The 22,248-nt window shown below is 72.9% G+C and carries 18 protein-coding genes; 4 read left to right on the top strand and 14 right to left on the bottom strand.

Annotation, left to right across the window (positions count from 1 at the left end; all coding sequences use genetic code 11):
• Window positions 1-272: 272 nt before the first annotated feature.
• A complete protein-coding gene (locus CRP51_RS24740) occupies window positions 273-2,180 on the top strand; it encodes a right-handed parallel beta-helix repeat-containing protein (protein ID WP_097233553.1) in 1,908 nt (635 codons plus the stop codon).
• Window positions 2,181-2,247: 67 nt separating this feature from the next.
• Here CRP51_RS24740 and CRP51_RS24745 read toward each other — a convergent pair whose 3' ends face one another.
• From CRP51_RS24745 to CRP51_RS24805, 14 genes are all read right to left on the bottom strand, one after another.
• Window positions 2,248-5,256, bottom strand: a complete 3,009-nt coding sequence (locus CRP51_RS24745) for a LysM peptidoglycan-binding domain-containing protein (RefSeq protein WP_097233554.1) — start codon at window positions 5,254-5,256, stop codon at window positions 2,248-2,250.
• 116 nt (window positions 5,257-5,372) lie between these two features.
• The gene (locus CRP51_RS24750; protein WP_097233555.1) at window positions 5,373-5,831 is read right to left on the bottom strand and encodes a pilus assembly protein TadG-related protein; all 459 of its coding nucleotides are present in this window, start codon (window positions 5,829-5,831) and stop codon (window positions 5,373-5,375) included.
• The gene (locus CRP51_RS24755; protein ID WP_245880785.1) at window positions 5,828-6,211 is read right to left on the bottom strand and encodes a TadE/TadG family type IV pilus assembly protein; all 384 of its coding nucleotides are present in this window, start codon (window positions 6,209-6,211) and stop codon (window positions 5,828-5,830) included. Before CRP51_RS24755 ends, CRP51_RS24750 begins: the two co-directional genes overlap by 4 nt.
• Before the next feature lie 64 nt (window positions 6,212-6,275).
• Window positions 6,276-6,743 (bottom strand): TadE family protein, encoded by a 468-nt coding sequence (locus CRP51_RS24760; protein WP_342749110.1) that lies wholly within the window; start codon window positions 6,741-6,743, stop codon window positions 6,276-6,278.
• A 2-nt stretch (window positions 6,744-6,745) separates the two neighbouring features.
• The gene (locus tag CRP51_RS29795) at window positions 6,746-6,979 is read right to left on the bottom strand and encodes a hypothetical protein (RefSeq protein WP_122399581.1); all 234 of its coding nucleotides are present in this window, start codon (window positions 6,977-6,979) and stop codon (window positions 6,746-6,748) included.
• 33 nt (window positions 6,980-7,012) lie between these two features.
• Window positions 7,013-7,954, bottom strand: coding sequence for a type II secretion system F family protein (locus CRP51_RS24765; RefSeq protein ID WP_097233558.1), 942 nt, complete (start codon window positions 7,952-7,954; stop codon window positions 7,013-7,015).
• A gap of 8 nt (window positions 7,955-7,962) precedes the next feature.
• Window positions 7,963-8,940 carry a type II secretion system F family protein gene (locus CRP51_RS24770; RefSeq protein ID WP_097233559.1) on the bottom strand — a complete coding sequence of 326 codons (978 nt, stop codon included), beginning with the start codon at window positions 8,938-8,940 and terminating at the stop codon, window positions 7,963-7,965.
• A 4-nt stretch (window positions 8,941-8,944) separates the two neighbouring features.
• Window positions 8,945-10,270 (bottom strand): TadA family conjugal transfer-associated ATPase, encoded by a 1,326-nt coding sequence (locus tag CRP51_RS24775; RefSeq protein WP_097233560.1) that lies wholly within the window; start codon window positions 10,268-10,270, stop codon window positions 8,945-8,947.
• On the bottom strand, window positions 10,267-11,319 hold the full coding sequence (locus tag CRP51_RS24780; RefSeq protein WP_245880786.1) for a hypothetical protein: 1,053 nt from the start codon (window positions 11,317-11,319) through the stop codon (window positions 10,267-10,269). The genes CRP51_RS24775 and CRP51_RS24780 overlap by 4 nt, the downstream gene beginning before the upstream one ends.
• A gap of 67 nt (window positions 11,320-11,386) precedes the next feature.
• Window positions 11,387-12,112, bottom strand: coding sequence for a hypothetical protein (locus tag CRP51_RS24785; protein WP_245880787.1), 726 nt, complete (start codon window positions 12,110-12,112; stop codon window positions 11,387-11,389).
• Window positions 12,113-12,398: 286 nt separating this feature from the next.
• Window positions 12,399-13,394 carry a hypothetical protein gene (locus CRP51_RS24790; RefSeq protein ID WP_097233562.1) on the bottom strand — a complete coding sequence of 332 codons (996 nt, stop codon included), beginning with the start codon at window positions 13,392-13,394 and terminating at the stop codon, window positions 12,399-12,401.
• A 23-nt stretch (window positions 13,395-13,417) separates the two neighbouring features.
• Window positions 13,418-14,050, bottom strand: coding sequence for a hypothetical protein (locus CRP51_RS24795; RefSeq protein ID WP_097233563.1), 633 nt, complete (start codon window positions 14,048-14,050; stop codon window positions 13,418-13,420).
• Between the two features lie 150 nt (window positions 14,051-14,200).
• A complete protein-coding gene (locus CRP51_RS24800; protein WP_097233564.1) occupies window positions 14,201-14,608 on the bottom strand; it encodes a hypothetical protein in 408 nt (135 codons plus the stop codon).
• A 103-nt stretch (window positions 14,609-14,711) separates the two neighbouring features.
• Window positions 14,712-19,280, bottom strand: coding sequence for an FtsK/SpoIIIE domain-containing protein (locus tag CRP51_RS24805; protein WP_097233565.1), 4,569 nt, complete (start codon window positions 19,278-19,280; stop codon window positions 14,712-14,714).
• Between the two features lie 664 nt (window positions 19,281-19,944).
• Here CRP51_RS24805 and CRP51_RS24810 point away from each other — a divergent pair.
• The 3 genes from CRP51_RS24810 (at window position 19,945) to CRP51_RS24820 (ending at window position 22,132) form a co-directional block, all read left to right on the top strand.
• On the top strand, window positions 19,945-20,241 hold the full coding sequence (locus CRP51_RS24810; RefSeq protein WP_097233566.1) for a WXG100 family type VII secretion target: 297 nt from the start codon (window positions 19,945-19,947) through the stop codon (window positions 20,239-20,241).
• Window positions 20,242-20,437: 196 nt separating this feature from the next.
• Window positions 20,438-20,737: a hypothetical protein gene (locus CRP51_RS24815; protein WP_097233567.1), complete on the top strand. Its 300-nt coding sequence runs from the start codon at window positions 20,438-20,440 to the stop codon at window positions 20,735-20,737.
• A 6-nt stretch (window positions 20,738-20,743) separates the two neighbouring features.
• Window positions 20,744-22,132: a WXG100 family type VII secretion target gene (locus tag CRP51_RS24820; RefSeq protein WP_097233568.1), complete on the top strand. Its 1,389-nt coding sequence runs from the start codon at window positions 20,744-20,746 to the stop codon at window positions 22,130-22,132.
• Window positions 22,133-22,248 lie beyond the last annotated feature (116 nt).

Genomic DNA, 22,248 nt, shown 5'->3' on the forward strand with positions numbered 1-22,248 from the left:
CCGTGGAGGTGCCGAGCGTAGAGGGCTGGAGTCCACACGAGGCAAGTCCTCCCCGGTCAAGTCGCCGCCGTGCGCGGACCGTTGACAAACCCCGGACATGCTTGAAAACTCTGACTTCTGAACGCAAGAGTTAGATGAAAACAACTCAAATATTTGCGTTCACTTCGCAAGTTCGAGGCAGGCGCCCTTCCTTGGCGCCCTGGCACCGGTAGTCCAGCTCTCTGTCGTCCCCCACGGGCCCCCACGGGGACCCCCACAGAACTGAGGTCACCATGGAACGGAAACAACGCGGTCCCCGCCGTCGACAAGGCCGGCGGCTGATCGGCGGTCTCTCGCTCGCCGCGCTGGTGGCGGCGGGGCTGGCCCCGGTCGCCGCCTCGGCGGCACCCCCGGCCGACCCGGCCGCGTCGGCCGAGCCGCGCGGCGCCGCGCTCCCCTACGTCGAGTACGAGGCGGAGGACGGCGACTACCGGGGGACGCTGCTGGAGGCCGACCCCGAGCGCACCTTCGGCCACACCAACTTCGGCACCGAGTCCTCCGGGCGCGCCTCCGTGCGGCTCGACGCCACCGGCGACCACGTCGAGTTCACCTCGACCGAGGCCGCCAACTCGATCGTGGTGCGCAACTCCGTCCCCGACGCACCGGGCGGCGGCGGCACCGAGGAGACCCTGAGCCTCTACGTCGACGACACCCTCGTGGAGAAGCTGACCCTCTCCTCGAAGCACAGCTGGCTCTACGGCACCACCGACGACCCCGAGGGGCTGACCAACACCCCGGGCCCGGACGCCCGCCGGCTCTTCGACGAGTCGCACCTGCTGCTGGAGGAGACCTATCCGGCCGGCTCCACGTTCCGGCTGCAACGGGACGCGGACGACACCGCCGAGTTCTACGTCGTCGACCTGATCGACCTGGAGGAGGTCGCGCCGCCGGCCGAGCAGCCCGCCGAGTGCGTCTCGATCACCGAGTTCGGCGCCGTGCCCGACGACGGCGAGGACGACACCGAGGCGTTGCAGGCCGCCGTCACCGCCGACCAGAACGGCGAGATCGACTGCGTCTGGATACCCGAGGGCCAGTGGCGGCAGGAGCAGAAGATCCTCACCGACGACCCCGAGGACCGCGGCCAGTACAACCAGGTGGGCATCCGGGACGTCGACATCAGGGGCGCCGGCATGTGGCACTCCCAGCTGTACACGCTCACCCCGCCGCACGAGGCGAACGGCATCAACCACCCGCACGAGGGCAACTTCGGCTTCGACATCGACGCCAACACCCAGATCTCCGACCTCGCCATCTTCGGCTCCGGCACCATCAGGGGCGGCGACGGCGGCCAGGAGGGCGGCGTCGGCCTCAACGGCCGCTTCGGCGAGGGCACCAAGATCTCACGGGTGTGGATCGAGCACGCCAACGTCGGCGTGTGGGTCGGCCGCGACGTCGACAACATCCCGGAGCTGTGGGGCCCAGCCGACGGCCTGGAGTTCACCGACGTCCGGGTCCGCAACACCTACGCCGACGGCATCAACCTCACCAACGGCGCGCGCAACTCCTCCGTCACCAACTCCTCGTTCCGCAATACCGGCGACGACGCGCTCGCCATCTGGGCCAACCCGCGCGTCCAGGACCCGAGCGTGGACGTCACCCACTCCAACACCTTCGCCGACAACACCATCCAACTGCCGTGGCGCGCCAACGGCGTCGCGATCTACGGCGGCCACGACAACACCGTCCGGGGCAACGCGATCTCCGACACCATGAACTACCCGGGCATCATGCTCGCCACCGACCACGACCCGCTGCCGTTCTCCGGCGAGACGCTGATCACGGGCAACAGCCTGCACCGCACCGGCGGCGCGTTCTGGGGCGAGGCGCAGGAGTTCGGCGCGATCACGCTCTTCGCCGCGACCAGGGACATCACCGGGGTCACCATCGAGGACACCGAGATCCTGGACTCCACCTACGACGGCATCCAGTTCAAGTCCGGCGGCGGGGCGGTGCCGGACGTCGCGATCTCGGACGTCACCATCGAAGGCTCCCTCAACGGCGCCGGCATCCTCGCCCATGGCGGCGCGCGCGGCAGCGCCGACCTCAGCGGGGTCACCATCGCCGACATGGCCGACGGCGACGTGGTGATCGAACCCGGCTCCCAGTTCGTCATCAACGGCGCCCCGACGGCGGGGCCCTGACCCCGTCGAGCCGCTGAGCCGCTGAGCCGCTGGGCCCGGCGGGCGCAGGTCACCGCGCCCGCCGGCCTCAGCCCGGCGTCGGGGCCGACTCGCGCCAGGTGGGGAGGAGTTCGTCGAGCAGGGCCTCCGTCTGCGCCGGCAGCGGGGTGGCGGGGCCGAAGAGCTGACCGTGGTGGGCGACCAGCCAGTCGACGGCGCCGGTCAGCCACTCGGCGCGACCCGTCGCGTGGGCGGAGCGCAGCAGTTCGTTCCAGAGCCGCTCGTCGGTGGGCGCGGCGGCCAGCGCCGAGCGGACGGCCGCGTAGGCGGACTCGCCCTCGCCCGCCGCCCGGTGCTCCCCGGCCAGGGTCAACGCGATCTCCGCGACCAGCAGCGGGTACTGCGCGTCCACGATCTCGTGCTCCAGCCAGCCGAACCCGGCGCCCTCCGCCCGCTGTTCGGCCAGCAGCGCGCCACGCGCCAGCGCCAGCGCGTCCGTCAGCTTGCGCATCCGGTCCGCCGGGCGACCGGCCTCCGTCGGGTTCTCGCTGACCAGCACCTGGTGGTGGAGGGTGCGCAGCACATCCCAGTCGGAGAGCACGTCGGCGCTCAGCGCCAGCCGCCCGTCCGCCTCGGCCAGCAGCCGGGGCCGGCCCGCCCCGTCCGCGCCGAGCCACCGCGCGAGGCGTTCGACCAGCGCGTCCCGCAGCTCGTCGGTGCCGCCGCGCGGCCACAACGCCGCGCCCAGCACGCGCGGATGGACGCCCTCCCGGTGCAGCGACAGCAGCGCGAGCGCCTCGCGCAGCCGCGCCGCGCGCTCCGCCTCCGGCGCCTCCAGGCCGCTGATCTCCAAGCCGCCCAGCATCCGCACATAGACGCCGGGGCGTCCCCGTCCCAGGTCGACGGTGGGGCCGCCGACCGGCGCCGGTGCCGCGTCGGGCGCGGTCAGAGCGGTGAACAGCTCGACGACGGCGGCCCGGCGCGCGGCGGGCAGCCGTTGGGCCGCCAACGTCAGCCCCATCTCCGGCTCGCTGAGCGTGCCGTCGGGCGCGATCCGGAACTCCCAGGCCACACCGGGCGCCTCGGCCCGTTCGGTGCCCAGCAGATAGCCGATGCCCAGCCGGTCCGAGGCGGCGGCCAGCGCCGCGAGGCGTTCCGACTCCTCGTCGGTGGGCGTGGCGCCCACCACGACCAGGTGCGGCGCCCACTGCTGCTGGCGCGCGGGGCCGGTCCTGCCGCTGAGCAGCGACTCGTGGCCGGAGTGGCGCAACGCGCCGCGCCGCAGCCCGGTCTCGGTCTCCATGACCTCCAACAGGCCCGCGATGTCGTCGAGATGGCGCACCCGGGTGGGCGCCAGCGCGGTCAGCTCGGGCGCGAAACCGACCAGGGTCACCGTCATCCGGTCCGACCATCCGCTGGTCGCCAGCTCGGCGGCGATCGAGGAGAGCACCGCCTCCCGGTCGGCCGGCGCGCCCCGCACGGCGACGATGCCGGGGACGGCCTCCAGGTTGAGCAGCAGCCGCAGCTCCTCGCGCATCCCGAGGCTGACCAGTCCCGGGTAGGGGGCCTCGGCGTCCGGGGCGGCGCCGGTGTCGTCGGGGAGCTGGGCGCGTTCCACCGTCCAGTACGTCTGGTCGGGTCCCTGCGTCCAGGGCGCCGGCGGGCGGCCGACCGGGCCCGCGAGCTGGAGGTGCAGCGCGGCGGGGCCGAGCCAGGCCGCGTAGACGGCCGGCAGCGTCCGGCCCTCGCCGGCCAGCGCGGCCGACAGCAGCCGCAACGCCCGGTCGAGGAACACCACCTGCTCGGGGGCGGCGCCGACCAGCAGCGCGTCCCTGGCGTCCCGGCCGCGCGGCGACCGGGGCGCCAGGTCGTCGGCGACGGAACGCGGCAGCGTTCCGGCCGCCGCCTGCCACAGCGCGGTGCGCCGGGAACGGCCGAGCGCCATCAGCAGCCCGGCCGCCAGCAGCGGCGCGGCGACCAGCGCGTCGGGCAGCCCGTCGGCGGCGTCGGCGTCCGCCTCCCCCGCCGAGGGGGGCTGGGCGGACGCCGCCGGGTCGGCCGCGCGGCCTCCCGCGCCGACGGGCTCGGCCCCCTCGGTGCCCTTGGCGCCGGGCGCCGGCCGCTCGTCGGCCCGGCCCGCCTCGGGCGGACCGGCCGACGCCTCCGAGGCGTCGGCGCCCGCCGCGTCACCCGTCGCGTCACCCGTCGCGGCGTAGCGGTCGAACGCGCGGGACTCGTCCGCCGCCGACTCCTCGCCCGGCAGCGTGACCAACTCGCCGCCCTGCGCGTCGGCCGGCATCTGGAGGATCCAGCCCGGCCGGACCAGGCTGGCCTCGGTCAGCCGCGAACCGTCGGGCTGGAGCCGGTCCTTGTTGAGCTGGTAGATCTCCTTGTACCGCGTCCCCTCGCCCAGGTGCCGCTCCGCGATGCCCCAGAGGGTGTCGTGGTGGCGGCCCTCGGGCGGCTGGACGCGGTAGTAGAGCGTGTCGGCCGCCTCGCCCTCCCCGCCCGCCAGGGTGTGGAGCCCCGCGTCGCCCGCGTCGGCCGGGTCGACCTTGCGGTCGTCGGCCGCGCTCGCTCCCGGTGCGGCGGCGGGCCCCGCGCCCGGCAGCAGCTGGGCCTCGGCCACCACCCGGCCCTGCCCCGGCGCCTCGTGGCCCGTGCCCCACTGGCTGAGCCCCGGCGTCAACGAGGCGGCGGCCGAGGTCAACAGCAGCACGGCACCGACCAGTTGCCGCGCCAGCAACTGGCTGGGCCCCGCGCCGGGCACCCGGCGCGGGATGCCGACGCCGGAGACGGCGGCCCACACCTCCACCAGCACACAGGCGGTGAACTGCGCCCAGGCCACCCACACCAGCACCGCGAGCACCCGCACGAAGGTGCCGGTGTCGATCTCCTCGGTGAGCATGTCCAGGCTGGGCGCGGTGCGCGGCAGCGGCCAGCCGACGAGGGTGGCCAGCGCCAGGGGCACCCCGACCACCAGGCAGAGCAGCGCGAGCGCGGCGACCAGCGCCAGCAGCACCTCGCGCGGTCCGCGCCTGCCCCGCACCGGGACGGGCGTCCGGTTCCCCGGAACGGGCGGTGGTGTGCGGGCCATGGTGGTTGCTCCCGGGGTCGGACGGAACGGCTTTGTGAACTCGGCTGCTGGGAAACGGCTTCTGGAAACGGCTTCTGGTGCGGACGGCGGTGCGGGCGCGGTGGTGCGGGCGGTGCTCAGCCGACCTGGGCCTCGGCCGTGGCCTCGCCCCAGACGGTGAGCGGTCGGTCGTAGACGATGCCGGTGAAGACCGGGCGGTAGGTGAGCCGGATGCGGACGGTGACCTGGTTCTCGGCGGCCTCGGAGCACTCGGCGGCGGCGATGTCGGCGGCGTCCATGCCGACGGACTCGGCGTACTCGGCGACGCGGACGGCGCAGTTGCCGAAGTTGATCGGGGCCGGCCCGACGCCCTCGCGCAGCGCGGCCTCGTCGAGGTCCTGGGCCGCGTAACGGGCGGCCTGCTCCGCGATGTCGGCGGCGCGTTCCCGCTGCGCGATGGAGAGCCCGCCGTCCACGACGAACGCGGCCAGCGCCAGCACCACCACGGCGAAGAAGATCACCACGACGGCGCCCGATCCCCGGTCCGCCTCGCCGCCGGCCGCGAGGCGCCGCGCCACCCACCCCGGCCGCGTCATCCGGACCTCCGGAACGGGTCGATCGGCGAACTCGACCGGCCGGAGAGCGTGGACTCCAGCCCGATGCCGAGCATGTCCAGGCCGCGCACCCGGCAGCTGACCTCGACGCCGAAGAGCGACCCCGGCTCGTGCCCGCCGGGCGTGGTGCGCGCGACGCGCACCGAGCCGCCGACGCAGACGTCGCCGAGCTGGCCCTCGGCCGCGTCGGCCGCCGCGCTCATCGCGGCGTCGGTGGAGCGTTCCAACGAACCGGCGCGCGCGGCGTCCCGGGCCGCGCCGTTGACCGCGTTCCGACCCGACACCTGCTGACCGAAGCCGACCAACAGCAGAATGAAGACGATCATCAGCGGTACGAGCAGGACCACTTCGAGCGAGGACATGCCTCGGTCGCCCGTCGCCCGACCCCCGCGGTCGGGGCTCGGGCGCCCTCGCGCGTCCCGCATCTCACCCTCCATCCGGCACGAAGCGCTCGATCGGCCCCTCGGACGCCGCCGTCACCGTCAGGTCCACCCCGGGCAGGATCGACGGCACCCGCCCCTCGACCTCGACGCGCACCGTGAACGCCCCCGGCTGGCTGGTCACCACGTCGGGCCTGGACAGGAAGAGCCCGGGGCCCAGCTGCGCCACGTAGTCGTGCGCCTTGTCCTCGGCCGCCCGGCGCCATCCCGCGGGGTCGGCCTCCGCCTGGGCCCGCGCCGTGCGCGCCCCGGCCTGCGCCGCGGCCTTCGCCACGTGCTCGGCGAACGAGTACATCGCGAACTGCACCGCGCCGAAGATCATGAAGAACATCACCGGCGTGAGAAAGACGAACTCGATCGCCGAACTCCCCCGGTCCCCCGCACGCACCACCGAGCCGCCCCGGTCGGCGCCCTGCGCCACCCGGCGGCGCAGATGGCCCACCAGCCGACGCACCGCTAGCAGTTGGCGTAGTTCTGGGCGCCCTCGATGCAGTCGCCGACGCTCTCCGCGCGGTCGTCCAGGGCGTTCATGATCACCGCGGCGACGCCGGCCACGATGCCGACCACCACGGCCGCGATGATCACCCACTCGATGGCCGAGGCACCCCGGTCCAACTCGCCCGACCTGGCCCTCGCCAGCCGGGTGCGCAGAAAACCGATCAGATAGTCAGTCGCCGGATGGCGCACCATGGCATTACCTCCACACTTCGTCGCTCGACCCCGTCACGCCTGGAAGACGCGCATCCCGGCCGGAAAGATCAGAAAGATAAGGAAACCCATACAGAGCAGAAGCTGCGCGATCAGCATCGACTGCGACTTCTCGCCCGCGCTCCCCTCGATGTCGGCGAGTTCCCTGTGCCGCATCGTCTCAGCCCGCGCCGACAACGAGGCCCGCACCTTGGCGCCGTCGTCCGCGACCAGCGCCAACGACGTGGAGAGGTCCTTCAGTTCGTCCACGCCGACCTCGTCGCCCAACCGCCCCAGCGCCTGCCACTGGGTGAGCCCGGTGATCCGCGCGTCCGCCAGCGCCGTCTGGATGCGCCGCAGCGCCCAGCCGTCGCTCACCTCCGCCGCCGCCTTCAGCGCCTCCGGCAGTCCGCGCCCGCCGGCCAGGCTCATCGCCACCAGGTCCAGATAGGCCGCCACCACCCTGCGGAAGTCCCGCCGCTTCGCCTTGGCGTCCCGCCGCACCTCCAGGTCCGGCAGGAAGAAGAAGCCCGCGGCGAACGCCAACGCCAGCCACACCGGCACCACCGGGCTGCTGCCGAAGCCCAGCAGCCACGCCATCGAGAAGACGAACGGGCCGAAGAACAGCCCCAGCGCCGCCAGCACCACCTTCTGGGCGAGAAACCCCTCCCAGGTGCGGTCCAGCAGCGCCAGATCGGCCCGCAACGAACGCTGCTCCCAGCCGCGTTGCAGATACAGCTCCGCCACCCGGTCGCCGATCCTGGACTGGAGCTGGTCCCAGCGCCCGGCGCCGCCCTCGCCGGCCCCCGGCGCCGAGGGCACCGAAGGGGCGAACCCGCCGAGCCCGCCGCGCGCCCGCATCTCGTCGATCCGCGCCACCGTGGAGACCGGCCCGCGCCGGCTCGGCAGCAACGCCCGCACCAGCGCGTACAGGCCGAGGCCGAAGACCGCGCCCACCACGACCGCCGTGGTCACCATCGAGTCCCTCACCGGCTCGCCCCCCTGCCGAAGCCACCGTCGAAGCCGCCCGGCTGCCGGGCGTCCGGCACCCCGCCCGCCCGGTCGCGTTCCCGCAGCGCCTCGACCGGCTCGCCGCGCGCCAGGAAGCGCTCGGGCGTCTCGATCGTCGACAGCCGCCGCATCCACCAGAAGCCGAGTCCGAACAGGCCGCAGACCACGGCGAGCACCGCCTGGCCCAGCGGGTCGCCGAACGGCTCCACGAAGCCCGGGTTGAAGATCGCGAGCCCCAGCGGGAACGCCACGCTCACCCCGACGACGATCTGCACGCTCCGCCGCGTCGAGGCCCGCTGCGCCATCACCCGCTGCCGCATGTCGACCTCCTCGCGCGCCGACTTCGCCAGCGCGCCCAGCACCTCGCGCAGCCCGGGACCGCGCAGCCGCGCGTTGAGGATCAGCGACGCGATGATCACGTCCGCCGACGAGTCGTCCAGCTCGTCCGCGAACTCCTGCAACGCGTCCGGCAGCGGCGTCCGCGCACGCAGCCGGTCCACCAGGTTGTTCAACGGGCCGCGCAACGCCGGCGAGGCCGCGCGCGCCGAGGAGGGGATCGCCTGCTCAAGACCGACCGCGCCGGCGATCGTGTCCCGCAGCGACTCCGTCCAGCCGGCCAGCGCCTCCACCCGGCGCATCGCCGCGCGCTCCTCGGCGGCGCCGCCGAAGAGCTGGTTCCACGAGAACGCCAGCAGCGCCGTGGCCAACGCCGCGATCGGCCACCGCGTCAGCAGCAGCACCGCGACCGCCGTCGCCGCCGCGACCGTGCCGCGCCGCCCGAAGAACGCCGCCAGCTCCGAGCGCCGCCGCTGCCGCGCCGCGCGCTCCTCCGCGCTCGTCGGCGGCAGCCCGCGCAACGCCACGACCAGCAGCGCGAGTCCGCCGCCCACCGCGACCCCGCAGAGCAGGCCGAGGAGCGTGGTCACCGAGAACAGGCCGCCCGAGACCGTCACCGGGTCACCCCCAACCGCCGCGGTAGCCGTACATCGCCAGCTCCTCGGCACAGGCCAGCGCCGCGTGCGGCCGGACCACCCCGTCGGCGCCCTCGGCGAACACCTCGCTGGAGAGCACCCGCCCGTCGACCCCGTTCACCTCGCGCACCGAGGAGACGAACCGCCGCAGCTTCCCGCCCTGCGCGTAGGTGTTGCGCCGCTCCACGAACAGCACGAAGTTGACCGCGCCCGCGATCAGCATCTGGCTCGCCTCGATCGGCAGCCGCTCGTTCGCCTGGAGCGCGTAGGTGGAGATGCGGTTGAACACCTCCTGCGAGCTATTGGCGTGGATCGTCGACAGCGAACCGTCGTTGCCCTGGCTCATCGCGTTCAGCATGGTGACGATCTCGTCGCCCAGCACCTCGCCGACGATCACCCGGGACGGGTTCATGCGCAGCGAACGCCGCACCAGCTCGGCCATCGTGATCGAGCCCTGGCCCTCGGAGTTCGGCAGCCGCTCCTCGAACGCGACCACGTTCGGGTGCAGTTCGGGAAACTGGTCCAGCCCCAGCTCCAGCGCGCGCTCCACCGTGATCAGCCGCTCCTCGGCGGGGATCTCGTTGGCCAGCGCGCGCAGCAGCGTCGTCTTCCCGGCGTTGGTCGCACCGGCGATCATGATGTTCTTCCGTGCCCGCACGGCCGCCGTCAGGAACTGGCCCAACTCGGGGGTGAGCGTCCCGTTGCCCACGAGGTCGGCCAGGAAGACCTTGCCGAGCCGCGCCCGCCTGATCGACAGCGCGGGCCGCCGGGTCACGTCCATCACGGCCGACAGCCGCGAACCGTCCGGCAGCCGCAGGTCCAGCTGCGGGTTGGCGGAGTCGAACGGACGGGAGGAGAGCCCCGAGTAGGCGCCGAGGATCTGGATCAGCTCGACCAGCTCCTCGTCGCTCTCCGCCACCGGCTCGCCGCGCACCTCGCGGCCGTCCGAGTAACCGAGGAAGACCTGGTCGCAGCCGTTGACGTCGATGTTCTCCACGTCCGGGTCGTCCAGCAGCGGCTGCAGCCGCCCGACGCCGAAGAGCGCGGCGTGCACGGCGGCGGCGTACGCCTCCTCGGAGGCGGCGTCCAACGGCGCCCGCCCCTCGGCGATCTCCGCCCGCGCGTACTCCTCCAGCACCTGGGCGATCACGGCCCGCGCGTACTGCCGCTCGTCCTCGGACGACATCGGCCGCACGCCGCTGGCCTGGTCGATCCGGCGCTGCTCGGCTATCCGGTCACCGGCGTCCTGCCGGAACCGCTTCACCAGCTGGTGGTTGACCTCGCCCGCGCGCCCGGCGTCCCCCGCGTTCATCCCGCACCTCCGGCCGCGCCGTCGCCCGGCCGCCAGGGCGGACCCTGGGGGGCGGCGTGCGGGGGGCCGTAGCCGGCGGGCGACGGGCCGTGACCTGGCGGCGGCGCGCCGTAGCCCGGTGGGGGCGCGTAACCCGGCGGCGGCGCGTAGCCGGCGGGCGAGGGCGCGCCCCGCGGCGCGGGCGGCGGCTGCGCGCCGGGGGGCGGCACCTGCTGGGCGCCGGTCGCTCCGCTGCCCGAGGGCGCCAACTCGCCCCGGTACACCTGGTGCAGGTCGGCCACCACCCGCCGCGCGGAGCGCACCAGCAGCGAACGGTCCAGCCGCCCCCGCCTGCGCCCCGCCAACTGCTCGGCGCCCACCGGGTCCTCGGCCAGCAGCCCCACCACCCGCGAACCGGTGCCCGAGGCGATCAGCATCTCGTTGACCTGCGTCGCGACCCGCTCCCCGCGCTGCGGGTCGGCCACCAGCACCACGCCGATCTGCGGCTGCGCCAACTGCGCGGTGCCACGCTGCCCGCCGTGCAGCTTGGTGTGCAACGCGGCGGCGCGGTCCCTGACATGGGCGATCTGCTCGGGCGAGGAACGCGTCACCAGCAGCAGCACCGCGGCGTGCGGCAGCAGCGCGTGCACCGGCGAACCGGCGTCCAGCCGCCCGCAGTCCGCCAGCACGTCGGCCGCCACCTCGTGGTGCGGCGACTGCGCCAGCTCGGCGAACGCCCGCCCCAGCGCGCCCCACTGGCCGGTCAGTCCGGCCGCCTGGTCGGAGTTGGCGAGGCCCACCAGCACGTCCAACCCGCCGGAGAGCCGCTGCGCGTGGTCCCACAACTGCTCGGCCACGACGCCCCGGCGGGCGGTGGCGGCCAGCGAGAGTATGCCGGTGGTCGGGTCGGGCGGGCGGCCGTTCTCCGTCACCGAGCGGTAGACCAGGTCCCCGCCGGCCGGGTCGACCTCGGCCAGCAGCGCCCGGCGCGGCCAGAGCGCGGCGAGGGCCACGGCCGCGGTGGTCACCCCCGGCGCACCCTTGTCAGCGGCCACTGCTATCAGCGCCATCCGCCCACCGTTCCCGCCCCGTGCACGCGCCCGGCGCCTCCTCGTCGCACGCTCATCCGCCGCCCGCTCACTCCGCGGGGGCGGCGACGACCACCAGCGAGACGTCGCCGGCCGCGGCCGCGCTCGTCAACTCGGAGACCACGGCCTCCTCGACACGCAGGGTCACCGGCAGCGTGCTGTTGCCGCCGCCACCGCCGTCGCCGTGGATCGCCGCAACCCGCGCCGAGTCGGTCAGCAGCGTCTCCGGCCCCGACCGCGCGCCGTCCTGCCCGGACTCCCCGGTCTCACCGGCGGGGCCGTCGTCCCCGACCCAGTAGGCGGCGACCGTGTCGCCGGCCTCAAGTCCCGTGGGGTACTGGCCCGGTTGGAGCGAGACCCCCACCATGACCTCGCCCTCCGGCAGCGTCGACTCGCCCGTCAGCATCTCCCCGACCAGCACCGTGCCGCCCACCAGGTCGGTGGTCGGCCGCAACTCCTCCATCACGGTGCCGCGCTGCTCCCACCGCACGTAGCTCACCGCGTCGTCCTCGGCCACCAGCACCGGCTCCATCGCGGACTCCGGTATCCGCTGGCCCATCGGCACCCGCTCGGTGATGCGGATCGCCTCGACCCGGTCCCCCGCACGCATCACGAGGATCGTCGCCCCCAGGGCGCCGACCAGCACCAACAGCGCGGCGAGCGCCGCGAGCGCGGGCTTCCGCTCACGCGGCGGAGCCGGCAGCCGGTCCCCGGCCACTGGGCCAACGGCGATCGACTTCTTCGCAGCCGTGGATACCCGGTCCTCAGTCCTCATCCGCCAACCCCGGTTCCACGTGGAGGAGGGCGTTCGTGTCCGATGCACGAACGCTCACGCAAAAGAACGGTCTCATTACCCTATCCGGTGATTCGCACGCTATCAGTCCGCTCACGGCGCCTTCAACGACGATCGCGCAACATATCGCGGTCCCCGCGGGGCGCGTGACCTGCGTGCACGTGCAGCGTGCCGGAAACACGCCGCGCCAACTCCCCCCGTCGCAACGGACGATCGGCCTCGGCGGACGACGGCGTCAGCGGAGGATGGACGTCAGCGGACGACGGCCTCAGCGGACGATGGTCTGCACCTCGTCGACGGTCACGTCGTATGCCGTCTCGAAGACCCCGTCCGGCAACGTTCCCCCACTGCCGTCCGACCCCTCCCACGCGATCTCCCACCGCACCGAGGCCGTCAGCTCGTACGACTCCCCCTCGGGCGTGGACCGCAGATAGGTCACCCCGCACGGCGGCTCCCGATCCTCCCACCCCTCCCGGTACGCGGGCGCGTCGATCGCGCACTCCCCCGACCCCGGATGCGTCCGCGCGTCCTCGGTACCCGGCGCGACACTCAACCCCACCGGCGTCGCCGTCGTCGTCGCCGACAACCCGTACCCGTCGAGCGAGGCCGTCACCGACACGGGCTCGAACCCCCCGTCCGTCGGCCAGATCCACGTCGCGAGATTCACGGTCTGCGCCCCACCGGGGTTCATCTCCACCTCGGTGTCCGGCACCCGGATCCGCTCATACGCCAACTCGGCGAGCAACGCGATGTCCACGGCCTGCGGAATGTCGGCGGGCGGCGAGTCGTCGAAGTCGACCCAGAAGGTGCGGGACTCACAGGCCCATTGGGCCGCTTCATCCGGGTGGTTCTCGTTGCGGACAACCTGCCAGAACATCCCCTCCCCTTCCTTGTCGACGTTGTAGTTCGGATACTCCCCGTCCTCGCCGTACTGCTCCTCCAGGGACTCACGCAACAGCCGCTTGTCCTCGTCCGGATGGCCGACTCGGTAGAACTGGGACGACAACTCGTCCCAGTAGGCCTGGAACTCCTCGGGACTGTAGGCGGGGGCGTAGTAACAGGCGGGCGGCAACCAGTCGGTATGCGAACTGCTCGCCGGCCCGCGACCTGATGCGGGGTCCGGCGCGTCGTAGGTGATACGCGCGAAACCGGCGCTGGCATCGATGTCGGGCCCCTGCGACCTTCCTTCCACCGTCGCTTCACCACCACTGCGTCCCCCGCCCGGGGCGGTGATGGCGACGGCCACCAGGGAAACGACAGCCACACTAGCGAAACCTCGTCGCAGCCTCATGCGCAGTCCGGTGAATGCTGTTCGAAGTCATAACCGACGACCTGCCAGACGTCCTCTTCGTTCAGCTCAACACGACCGACATACCGGTCCGGGACCGCGTTCGGGTCCGCCTCCTCGATGACTTCCCCCGTCTCGAAATCCGTGACATCGAGTTCACGGTAATCGCGGCAGAAGGTGAACGTCGCCGAGGTATCGTCCACGAGGCTCACGCTGTGAATGGTGTAACGAGTCGTTCCGGTCGAAGACTCGCCGTTCTCGTACACCACACTCAGCACTTCGAGAGTCCGCATGAGCGCTTCGTCGGCCGTGTAGTAGCGCAACGCGGGTCGATCGTTCTCACCGCTCACGATCGCCTCGTCCGTGGCGTCGTTAAACCCCTGGATCGACTCGACGATCGCGTCTTCTGGATCCCCACCGGAGACGTGGCTCTCGTAGACGTTCTCCAGATCCGGCCCCAGGTCGATCTCCGGGCGGTCGTCGGCCGGCTCTTCCGTCGGCTCGGGGTCCTCGCTGGCCTCGGGCTCCTCGCTCGGGCTCTGCACGCCCGCGATCTCGTCGTCCTCCCCCGAGTCGTCCCCACCGCACGCGGTCAGCACCAGCGCGCTGGCCGCCACGACGGCCCCGTACACGATCCTGTTCCGACGAGCCACACGAACCACAGCAACTCCGTATCAAAGAAGGACGATCACACATCCGCGCGAACCAAGACTAGTTACCGGCCGGGCACAACGAGCCACGACCCCCGCCAGTCTGCCCGGTTCGCACCGGCTGGCACAGGGTCAGCCGGTCCGGAAACCGAGATCGGCGACGACCCGGCCGGTGATCGCGAGCAACGCGTCCCGCGACAGCGGAGACGCGGCGGCAGGCGAGGCGAGGGCGCGAGTGAGAAGCGGCCCCGGCAGGGCCGGGGTGTAGTGGCGGACATAGGCGGCCAGGTCGAGTCGCCAGACGAACGTGCCGTCCGTGAGGACGGAGACGCCGCCGGGGACGTGGAAGGCGTCGCCGATCACGTCGCGGGTGCCTTCCGTCAGATCGAGCACCGGGTGGCCGGCCTCCAGGTACGCGGCGACGGGCTCGGGCGGGTAGTCGCCCGGCGGGGAGAGGGCCTCGCGCAGCGAGCCGTGGTGCGGGGCGGTGTCGTCGGGGACGAGTTCGGCGTAGAAGCCGACGTAGGTCAGCGCGGGCACGGGAGACTCCGGGCAAGGCGAGGGATGCCGAGACGCCCCGTGCCCGCCCCCTCCGCGTGGGCGGACGGGACGGGCACGGGCGTCGTCGGGGGCTGCGGTCAGGTCACGGCGCGGGGGTCGTGACGGAGAACGGCGTGCCGTCGCCGAGGTGCAGGATCGCCCGCCCCGGCGTCGGCTGCTCGGCTGCCGCGCTGCGCGGCAGCTTCGCGCCGATCAGCTCGCCCGAACGGTGGGTGGTCGGCGAGAGCAGCGCGCCCCGGCGGGCCTTCTTCGCGTCGACCTGCCAGCCGGAGAAGCCGCCGCAGATCTCGCCCTCGTCGCCGCCGAGCACCAGGTAGCGGCCGAGCTGCGAGCCCTGCGTGACCAGAGCCTTGAACTCGTCCGCCGCGTCGCAGCGGCGCAGGTCCTCGCCGTCGTCGACGAGGACGACGATCGGGTTCTCCAGCGACGAGGTGGACAGCGCCTCACGGAGGTCCTTCTCGTCGAGGTCGTCGCCGGTGAAGACCTGCACGACGCCCTCCTGCCCGGCCAGGTCGCGCAGCGGCGAGGGCCGGGGCGCGGCCACGACCACCCGCACGCCCTGCGCGAGATAGGACTTGGCGAGCATGGTGAGAACCGTGGAACGGCCGGACTTCGGCGGGCCGGCGATGATGAACGCGGGCGTGCCCTGGGCCAGGTCGGGACCGTAGCCCATCAGCTCGTCGCCGCCGACGCCGATGAGGCCCCACAGGCGGGAGTTGGACGTGTCCGGGTCCCGCATCTCCCAGGCGTCGGCGAAGGTGAGCCGGCTGGGCAGGACGTCGACGCGGAACGGCCGGCGGTTGCGCGGCACCGCCGCGTCCCGTTGGGTCGCCCAGTCGCCGATGGCGCCGAGCGCCGCCGCCTGCGCCTGGCCGGACAGCTCCTCGGCGAGCACCGCGACCTGGATCTCGGTGAGCGCCTGGTTGCGGAACATCCGTCCGTCGGCGATGTTCTCCGGGACCTTGCGGGCCGCCATGCCGATGTTGGAGTAGTCGGAGCGGTCCGACAGCCGCATCGCGTACCGCTCCTCGGTGAGCGTGGAGATCCGCCCGGAGAGCACGCTGCGGTCGCCGACGATGACGACGTGGATGCCGACCGAGGCGCCCTCGCGCATCATCACGAACACCTCGTCGGTGAGCGCGCCGTGGTCGATCTCGCCGAGCGTGGAGACCCAGCCCTCCCAGCGGTCGATGAGCACCACCAGGTGCGGCAGCCGCTTGTCGGGCTCGGCGCTGGAACGCTGCTCGTTGATGTCGGCCAGCGCGTCGGCCGCCAGCACGTCCTGCCTGCGGTCCATCTCCTGGCGGAGCCGGCGGATGAGCCGGCGGACGCGTTCGACCTGGTTCCTGGAGACCACGGCGCCGCAGTTGGGCAGCCGGGTGAGGGCGTTGAGCGCGCCGTTGCCGCAGTCGATGCCGTAGATGTGCACGTCGGCGGTGGAGTGAACCCAGGACAGGGAGCCGGCCATCGTCCGCAGCAGCTGGGAACGGCCGCTGCGCGGCGCGCCGCCGACCAGCATGTGCCCGAAGGTGCGGAAGTCGATGGCGACCGAACGCCGCGCCTGCTGCGTGGGCAGGTCCTCCACGCCGTAGGGGGCGGCGGGCAACATGCCGGCGGGCGCCGGGTGTTCGAGGTCGCGCAGCAGCACGGTGTCGCCGAGCGCGGGCAGCCAGGGGCTGTGCTGCTTGGGGAAACCGAGCTGGCGGTCGGCCTCGATCACCGCGTCGACCAGCACCTTGAGGTCGGTGATCTCCTCTTCCTGGGACTTGGCCCCCGGGGGCTTCTTCAGCGCGGCGCGGCCCAGGTTGCTCCACTCCAACTGGCCGGACCAGGGACGGGAGACCACCGGGTCGACGGCGCCGGGCCGGCGGCCACCGACGCGTCCCGACTGGAACGGGACGAGCGAGGCGTGGCCCAGCCGCACGTAGGCGCGGCCCGGCGTGGACTTGGCGATGAAGCCGGCGTCCGGCGCGTCGATCACGTCGGACGACTCACTGCCGTCGGTGACGCGCAGCGCGATCCGGAGGTTGGTGTTGGCGCGGATCTCCGGGGAGACGACGCCGCTGGGCCGCTGGGTCGCCAGCAGCAGGTGGATGCCGAGCGAGCGGCCTCGCTGGGCGATATTGACCAGGCCCTTCACGAAGTCCGGCAGCTCGCGGACCATCGAGGCGAACTCGTCGATCACGATGAGCAGTCGGGGCAGCGGCGCCAGCCGGCCCGGGTTGCGCCGGATCAGGTCCTGGTAGTCCTCGATGTCCTTGGCGCCGACGTCGGCGAGCATGTGCTCCCGCCGGGTCAGCTCGGCGCCCAGCGAGGAGAGCGCGCGTTCCACCAGGTAGTTGTCGAGGTCCGTGACCATGCCGACGGTGTGCGGGAGCTGCACGCAGTCCTTGAACGCGGAGCCGCCCTTGTAGTCGACGAGGACGAACGTCATGTTCTCCGGGGTGTTGGCCACCGCGAGGGACGCGACGATCGTCTGGAGCAGCTCGGACTTGCCGGAGCCGGTGGTGCCGGCGATCAGGCCGTGCGGGCCGTCCCTGCGCAGGTCGATGGCGAAGGAGCCGTCGTAGGACTCGCCGATCACCGCCTCCGTCGACTGGCCGCCCATCTGCCAACGGGCGGCGACGGCGCCGGCGGACGGCGGCTCCATCTCGATGACGTCCAGCAGCCGGGAGGCCGAGGGCAGCGCCGCGTCCTCCGACTCGCCGCTGATGTCGCGGATCGGGCTGAGCGAGCGGGCCATCAGCTCGCACCACTCGGGCAGCACCCAGTCGGGTCGCACGCCGCGGATGCGCCACGCGCCGGTCTGCTCGACGCGGAGCCGGTCGGCGGAGACCGTCGGCGCCGGGGCCGAGGGGCCGGCCTGGCCGGGGAACGCGCTGCCGGGCACGGCGAGGAAGGTGTGGAAGCCGGTCGCGAAGCCGGGCTGGCGCGTGCCGCTCTTGGCGGCGCGGTCCGGGTTGGGCTCGGCGATGACCACGGCCTGGCACTCGCCGGGCAGGAAGCGCTCCTCGTCGTCGATGCAGAGCGCGAAGATGGAGACCGAGGGCCCCTCGCGCAGCAGCCGGATCACGCCGGGCAGCGAGCGCATCTTCCGGGAGCCGTCGAAGACGACGACGATGTCCGGGTCCTTGAACGAGGAGGTGCCGTTGGACCGGGCCTGCTTGGCCGCCTTCTGGCGGGCGTCGAGGGCCGCGGTCAGCTCGGCGACGCGGGCGCCGATGGTCTCGGCGTCGTTGCCGATCAGGAGGTTGGTGTCCTGCTCGGGGGCCGGCCTGGAGTGCGGAAGCCAGCGCATCCACTCCCAGCTGTACTGGCCCGTGCCGTCGGTGAGCATGACGAACTGGACGTCGATCGGGCTGTGCAGCACGGCGATCTGGCCGACGGACCAACGGGCCAGCGCGCGGGCCGAGTCGCCGGAGCCGGCGTAGCCGATGACGCCTAGGGTGCGCAGCGGCAGGGTGACCGGGGCGTCGGCGATCTTCCAGGCGACCTGGCGCTTGTGCTCGTCCTGCTCGGGGTCGGTGAGCACGACCTCCGAGTCCAGCTGGACGGTGCCGACGCGCAGCAGCAGATGGTCGTCGTCGGTGCGGCGGCGCTCGAAGAGCCGGGTGCGCGGGCCGGTGGCCTGGGTGAGCACGGTGGCCGGGTCGGGCGCGGCGTGCCGGCGGGCGAACCGCTCGGCGATCAGCGCGTCGCGCGCGTCCTTCTCGATCCTGGCCTTGCGCTCCCGGTACTCCTCCAGCTTCTTGGCGTGCGATATCCGGCCGCGCTTCTTGTCCATGAAGTAGTTGGACAGCAGCATGACCGGGCTCATGAAGGCCATCATCAGGAAGAGCCAGCGGCCGGTGATGGAGGCCATGGCGACGGCGCCGACCACCGGGAGGATGGCCATCAGCCAGGGCAGCGGGCGCTTCTCCCGCTCGCCGGGCGGCTTGGGCAGCTGGAACTGCGTCTGCCGCTCGGGCGGCAGCAGCCTCGGCGGGCGGTTGTAGTCGAGGCCCGCGCCGTCCTCGGAGACCTTGAGCGCGGCGTCGGGCGGGAAGTAGGGGGTCAGCTCGAAGAGGGAGTCGCCGACGGAGAGTTGCTTGCCGAGCTTCCAGACGGCGCGGTCGCCCTCGTCGTGGTAGAAGGGCTCGCCGTCGATCAGCGGCTGCTCGTCGCTGTAGACCGTGACGCGGCAGGTGCCCTCGGCGGCGACCCGCAGGGTCATCGCGCGGTCGGGCAGCGTCGGGTCGGGCACATGGATGTGGACCTGCTGTCCCGCGCCGATCTCCACCTTGCCGACGCCCACCCGGTGCACGGCGCCGGCGGCGGGGCCGCCGACGACGCGCAGCTCCACCAGCCCGTTGGGCTCCGGCGGCCAGCAGCCGCTGGGGTTGTGGAGGCTGACGACGCTGCCCTCGCGCAGCGGGGACTGGGCCAGCGTGAGACCGGGGTCGACGTACTCGCCGTTGACGAACAGGTGGGCGCCGCCCGGTGCCTCCGCGTACCCCTGCTGTCCGCCGGCTCCCGCCGGCGCGAAGCGACTGCCGACCGCCTGCGTGAACTCGGGTGTCAGGTCCGCGATCTGCGTCTCCGGGTCGGCGTCGACCACGGTGTCGGCCCGATGCCCCCCGACCGGGTCTACTACTGTCAGGGTCAGGCGCACACTCATCCTCCCGTTGCTGACACGGTCTCTTTCTGGCGGAGACCGGCTCAATCATCGCATCCCGCACCGACAGATCGCCGGGGCGGTGGACGGCCGTCGAAACGGTCGCGGGTCGCGGCCGGGCCATCGCCACGGTGGGAGATGGCACGGTAAACGCCGCTGGTTCCCGTTGGTTGGTCGCCTCTCCCACGATGCCGCAGTTTCCCGCGCTCCGGAAGCGGATTGGGCGCGGCGGGCGGCGCGAACCAGACGCCAGCGTACGGGGCGTGCGCCGCGCGGGGCGCGAGCCGGCGCGTGAGGTGTTCTGGGGTGGTGGGGATTCACCGGCGGCGGTGTGCCTTCCGGGGCGAGGATGGGGCGGGGATGGGGTGGGAGTGGGGTGGACGCGGGCCGGGTGCGGGGCTTCCGTGGGCCCGGTGTGGGGGCACGCGCACGGGTGTGGGGGTGTCGGTGCCGGTGGGAGGGGTTCTCGTCGATGTTGGCGCGCGTCGGGTGCAACCGTGGGGGGACAGGCGGCGTCCTTCGTGTCGTTGAGGGCGCGAACGACTCGCGAGGAAGGCACCGAGACCGGGCTTTCGTCCGAAGTGCCGCCCACGTAGGGTGAGTACCTCAACGTAACGCGGGAGGAAGCCGCCTTCCGCCAGGGCCAGAGGAGGGGACCGCCATGAGCGATATGGATGTGACTTATGACGATATGCAGGAGGCGGGGGACCGACTCATCGACGAGCGGGAGCAGATCGACCAGAAGCTGTCGTCGCTCCAGAGCTACATCGACAACCTGGTCCAGACCGGCTTCGTGACGAGCCGGGCGTCGCGCGCCTTCGACGACTCGTACCGCGAGTTCACCCAGGGTGCTCGCAAGGTGATCGAGGGTCTTGAGGGCATGGGTACCTACCTCAAGACCGCGGCCGACACCTACCGCGAGACCGACGAGGGCCTCGAAGGCGCCATCCGCGGCTGACCCCGCCCACGCGTCGAGGGCGGCGCCGGGTGTCCTCGCGACATCCGGCGCCGCCCTTTGGCCTGCCGGACCGCCGCGCCCCGACCGGTCGGCGCGCGAGGCCGGGGCGAGGGCGCGCGGCACGACGGGGAGCAACGGGGACGACGGGGAGACCACGGGGAGACCACGGGGAGACCACGGGGAGAGTAGTGACGCGATGTCCTTCTTGAGATTCTTCGAGGACGAAGTCAGGGAGTTGGCGGGCCGGCTGGAGGCGAGCGGCGACGACATGCGGGAGGCGTCGCGCAGCCTCGCCGGCGCCAGCGGTTCGCGCATCGGACCGCCGGACCTGGGCAGCAGGTGCGACGACTTCGCCGACTCCTGGGACTACGGGTTCGGCCAGCTCTCCGAGCTGACCTCCGGTATCGGTGAGGTCGCGATCAACGCGGCCGAGACCTACACCGCGACCGACGAGGAGCTGGAACGGGCCCTCAACGAGGGTGGGAACGGGGGCTGACCGACGATGAGTGACGCGTATCCGAACCTGGGCTTCGACCCCTGTCCCGGCGACCTGTCCGCCGCCGAGTCCGTGGCCCGGACGATGCACGACGTGGCGAGCCTCAGCTCGTCCACGCACACCACCCTGACCGCGATCAACACGTCGAGCGGCATCTGGGTGGGCCGCGCCGCCGACGCGTTCAGTGAGACGTTCGACGAGGTGCCGCCGTATCTCCAGCGCGCGGTCAACGCGTTGGACGCCGCGGCGCGCGCCCTCCAGCACTGGGTGTACGACCTGGACCGGTTCCAGCAGACGGCCCGCCGCCTGGAGGAGGAGGCCGCCGCCGCCCAGCAGCAGGTCGACAGCGCGCAGTCGGCCGTCGACGCGCTGCCGTCCGACACCTCGGAGATGGACGACGACGAGCTCTCCGAGCACGAGGACGACGAGCGGGCCAGGGGCAGCGCGCTCGACAACGCCAACGCCGCGCTCAACGAGGTGATCCGGCGCGCCGAGCAGCTGCGCCGGGAGTACGAGGAGGCCGCCGAGGACACCTCGCGCGCGCTCTCCGCCGCCGCGGACGACGCGCCGCCGGAGCCGGGCCTCTTCGAGTCGATCGGCAACGCGGTCGCCGACATCGTCGACTTCCTGACCGACCCCAACACCTGGAAACTGATCGGCGACATCTTCGCCGACATCGCCGCCGTGGTCGGCGTGATCTGCCTCGCGGTCGCCGTGATCGGGCTGTTCGTCGCCAGCGGTGGCACCGCCGCCCTGATCCTGGGCGCGATCGGCACCATCGGCGGCTACATCGGGCTGGGCGCCGGCGCGGCCGGGCTGCTCTTCCACGGCATGGCGATGGCCGGCGGCGCCGAGGGCGTCACCTGGGAGACCATCGGCTTCGACCTGATCACGGTCGCCACCGGCGGGCTCGGCGTGATGGGCGCCGGCATCGCGGGCGCGGCCCGGGGCGCTACGGGCCTGGCCGGCCTGGGCACCGGGATGTTCAGCGCCTTCCGCGGCGGCGGCGCCGGCTGGGCGCTGGTCGGCGAGGGCATGGGCTGGGCGGGGAACATCCTGGGCAACGCCGGCTCGGCGGAGAGCCAGCGGCGGCGCATGAACGACGACGGCACCACGTTCAGCGACATCCCGATCATCGGCCCGATCTCCGACCTGGGCGACCTGGCGGGCGAGCACATGGCTCCCGACGCCACGTTCGTGCCGCCGGTGGGCGACTCGGGCCCGGTGCCGATGCCCGAGGTCGACCCGCCGGGGAACCCGGTCCCCATGCCCGAGGTCACCCCGCCCGGCGACCCGGTCCCCATGCCGGAGGTCGTGCCGGCGGCGCTGACCCCGGACGCGGTGCTGACCGGCACGGACAGCGCGTTCCTCGGCGGTCTGGAGGTCGCGGCGTGAGTTTCCTGAGTCAACCCCTATGCCGCCAGGGGCTCCTCGGCGGCAGTGTTGATCTTGTTGTTGGCTTGGTGGGTGGCGGGGTCGTAGCAGGTACCGTCACGCCAGCAGGCCCACAT

Source organism: Streptomyces zhaozhouensis (assembly GCF_900230195.1).
Taxonomy (GTDB): Bacteria; Actinomycetota; Actinomycetes; order Streptomycetales; family Streptomycetaceae; genus Streptomyces; species Streptomyces zhaozhouensis.

Excerpts from the sequence above, each read along its gene's own strand:
- CRP51_RS24740 (WP_097233553.1), top strand. The coding sequence starts at position 273 with ATGGAACGGAAACAACGCGGTCCCCGCCGTCGACAAGGCCGGCGGCTG.
- CRP51_RS24745 (WP_097233554.1), bottom strand. The coding sequence starts at position 5,256 with ATGGCCCGCACACCACCGCCCGTTCCGGGGAACCGGACGCCCGTCCCG.
- CRP51_RS24750 (WP_097233555.1), bottom strand. The coding sequence starts at position 5,831 with ATGACGCGGCCGGGGTGGGTGGCGCGGCGCCTCGCGGCCGGCGGCGAG.
- CRP51_RS24755 (WP_245880785.1), bottom strand. The coding sequence starts at position 6,211 with ATGTCCTCGCTCGAAGTGGTCCTGCTCGTACCGCTGATGATCGTCTTC.
- CRP51_RS29795 (WP_122399581.1), bottom strand. The coding sequence starts at position 6,979 with ATGGTGCGCCATCCGGCGACTGACTATCTGATCGGTTTTCTGCGCACC.
- CRP51_RS24765 (WP_097233558.1), bottom strand. The coding sequence starts at position 7,954 with ATGGTGACCACGGCGGTCGTGGTGGGCGCGGTCTTCGGCCTCGGCCTG.
- CRP51_RS24775 (WP_097233560.1), bottom strand. The coding sequence starts at position 10,270 with ATGAACGCGGGGGACGCCGGGCGCGCGGGCGAGGTCAACCACCAGCTG.
- CRP51_RS24780 (WP_245880786.1), bottom strand. The coding sequence starts at position 11,319 with ATGGCGCTGATAGCAGTGGCCGCTGACAAGGGTGCGCCGGGGGTGACC.
- CRP51_RS24785 (WP_245880787.1), bottom strand. The coding sequence starts at position 12,112 with ATGAGGACTGAGGACCGGGTATCCACGGCTGCGAAGAAGTCGATCGCC.
- CRP51_RS24810 (WP_097233566.1), top strand. The coding sequence starts at position 19,945 with ATGAGCGATATGGATGTGACTTATGACGATATGCAGGAGGCGGGGGAC.
- CRP51_RS24815 (WP_097233567.1), top strand. The coding sequence starts at position 20,438 with ATGTCCTTCTTGAGATTCTTCGAGGACGAAGTCAGGGAGTTGGCGGGC.
- CRP51_RS24820 (WP_097233568.1), top strand. The coding sequence starts at position 20,744 with ATGAGTGACGCGTATCCGAACCTGGGCTTCGACCCCTGTCCCGGCGAC.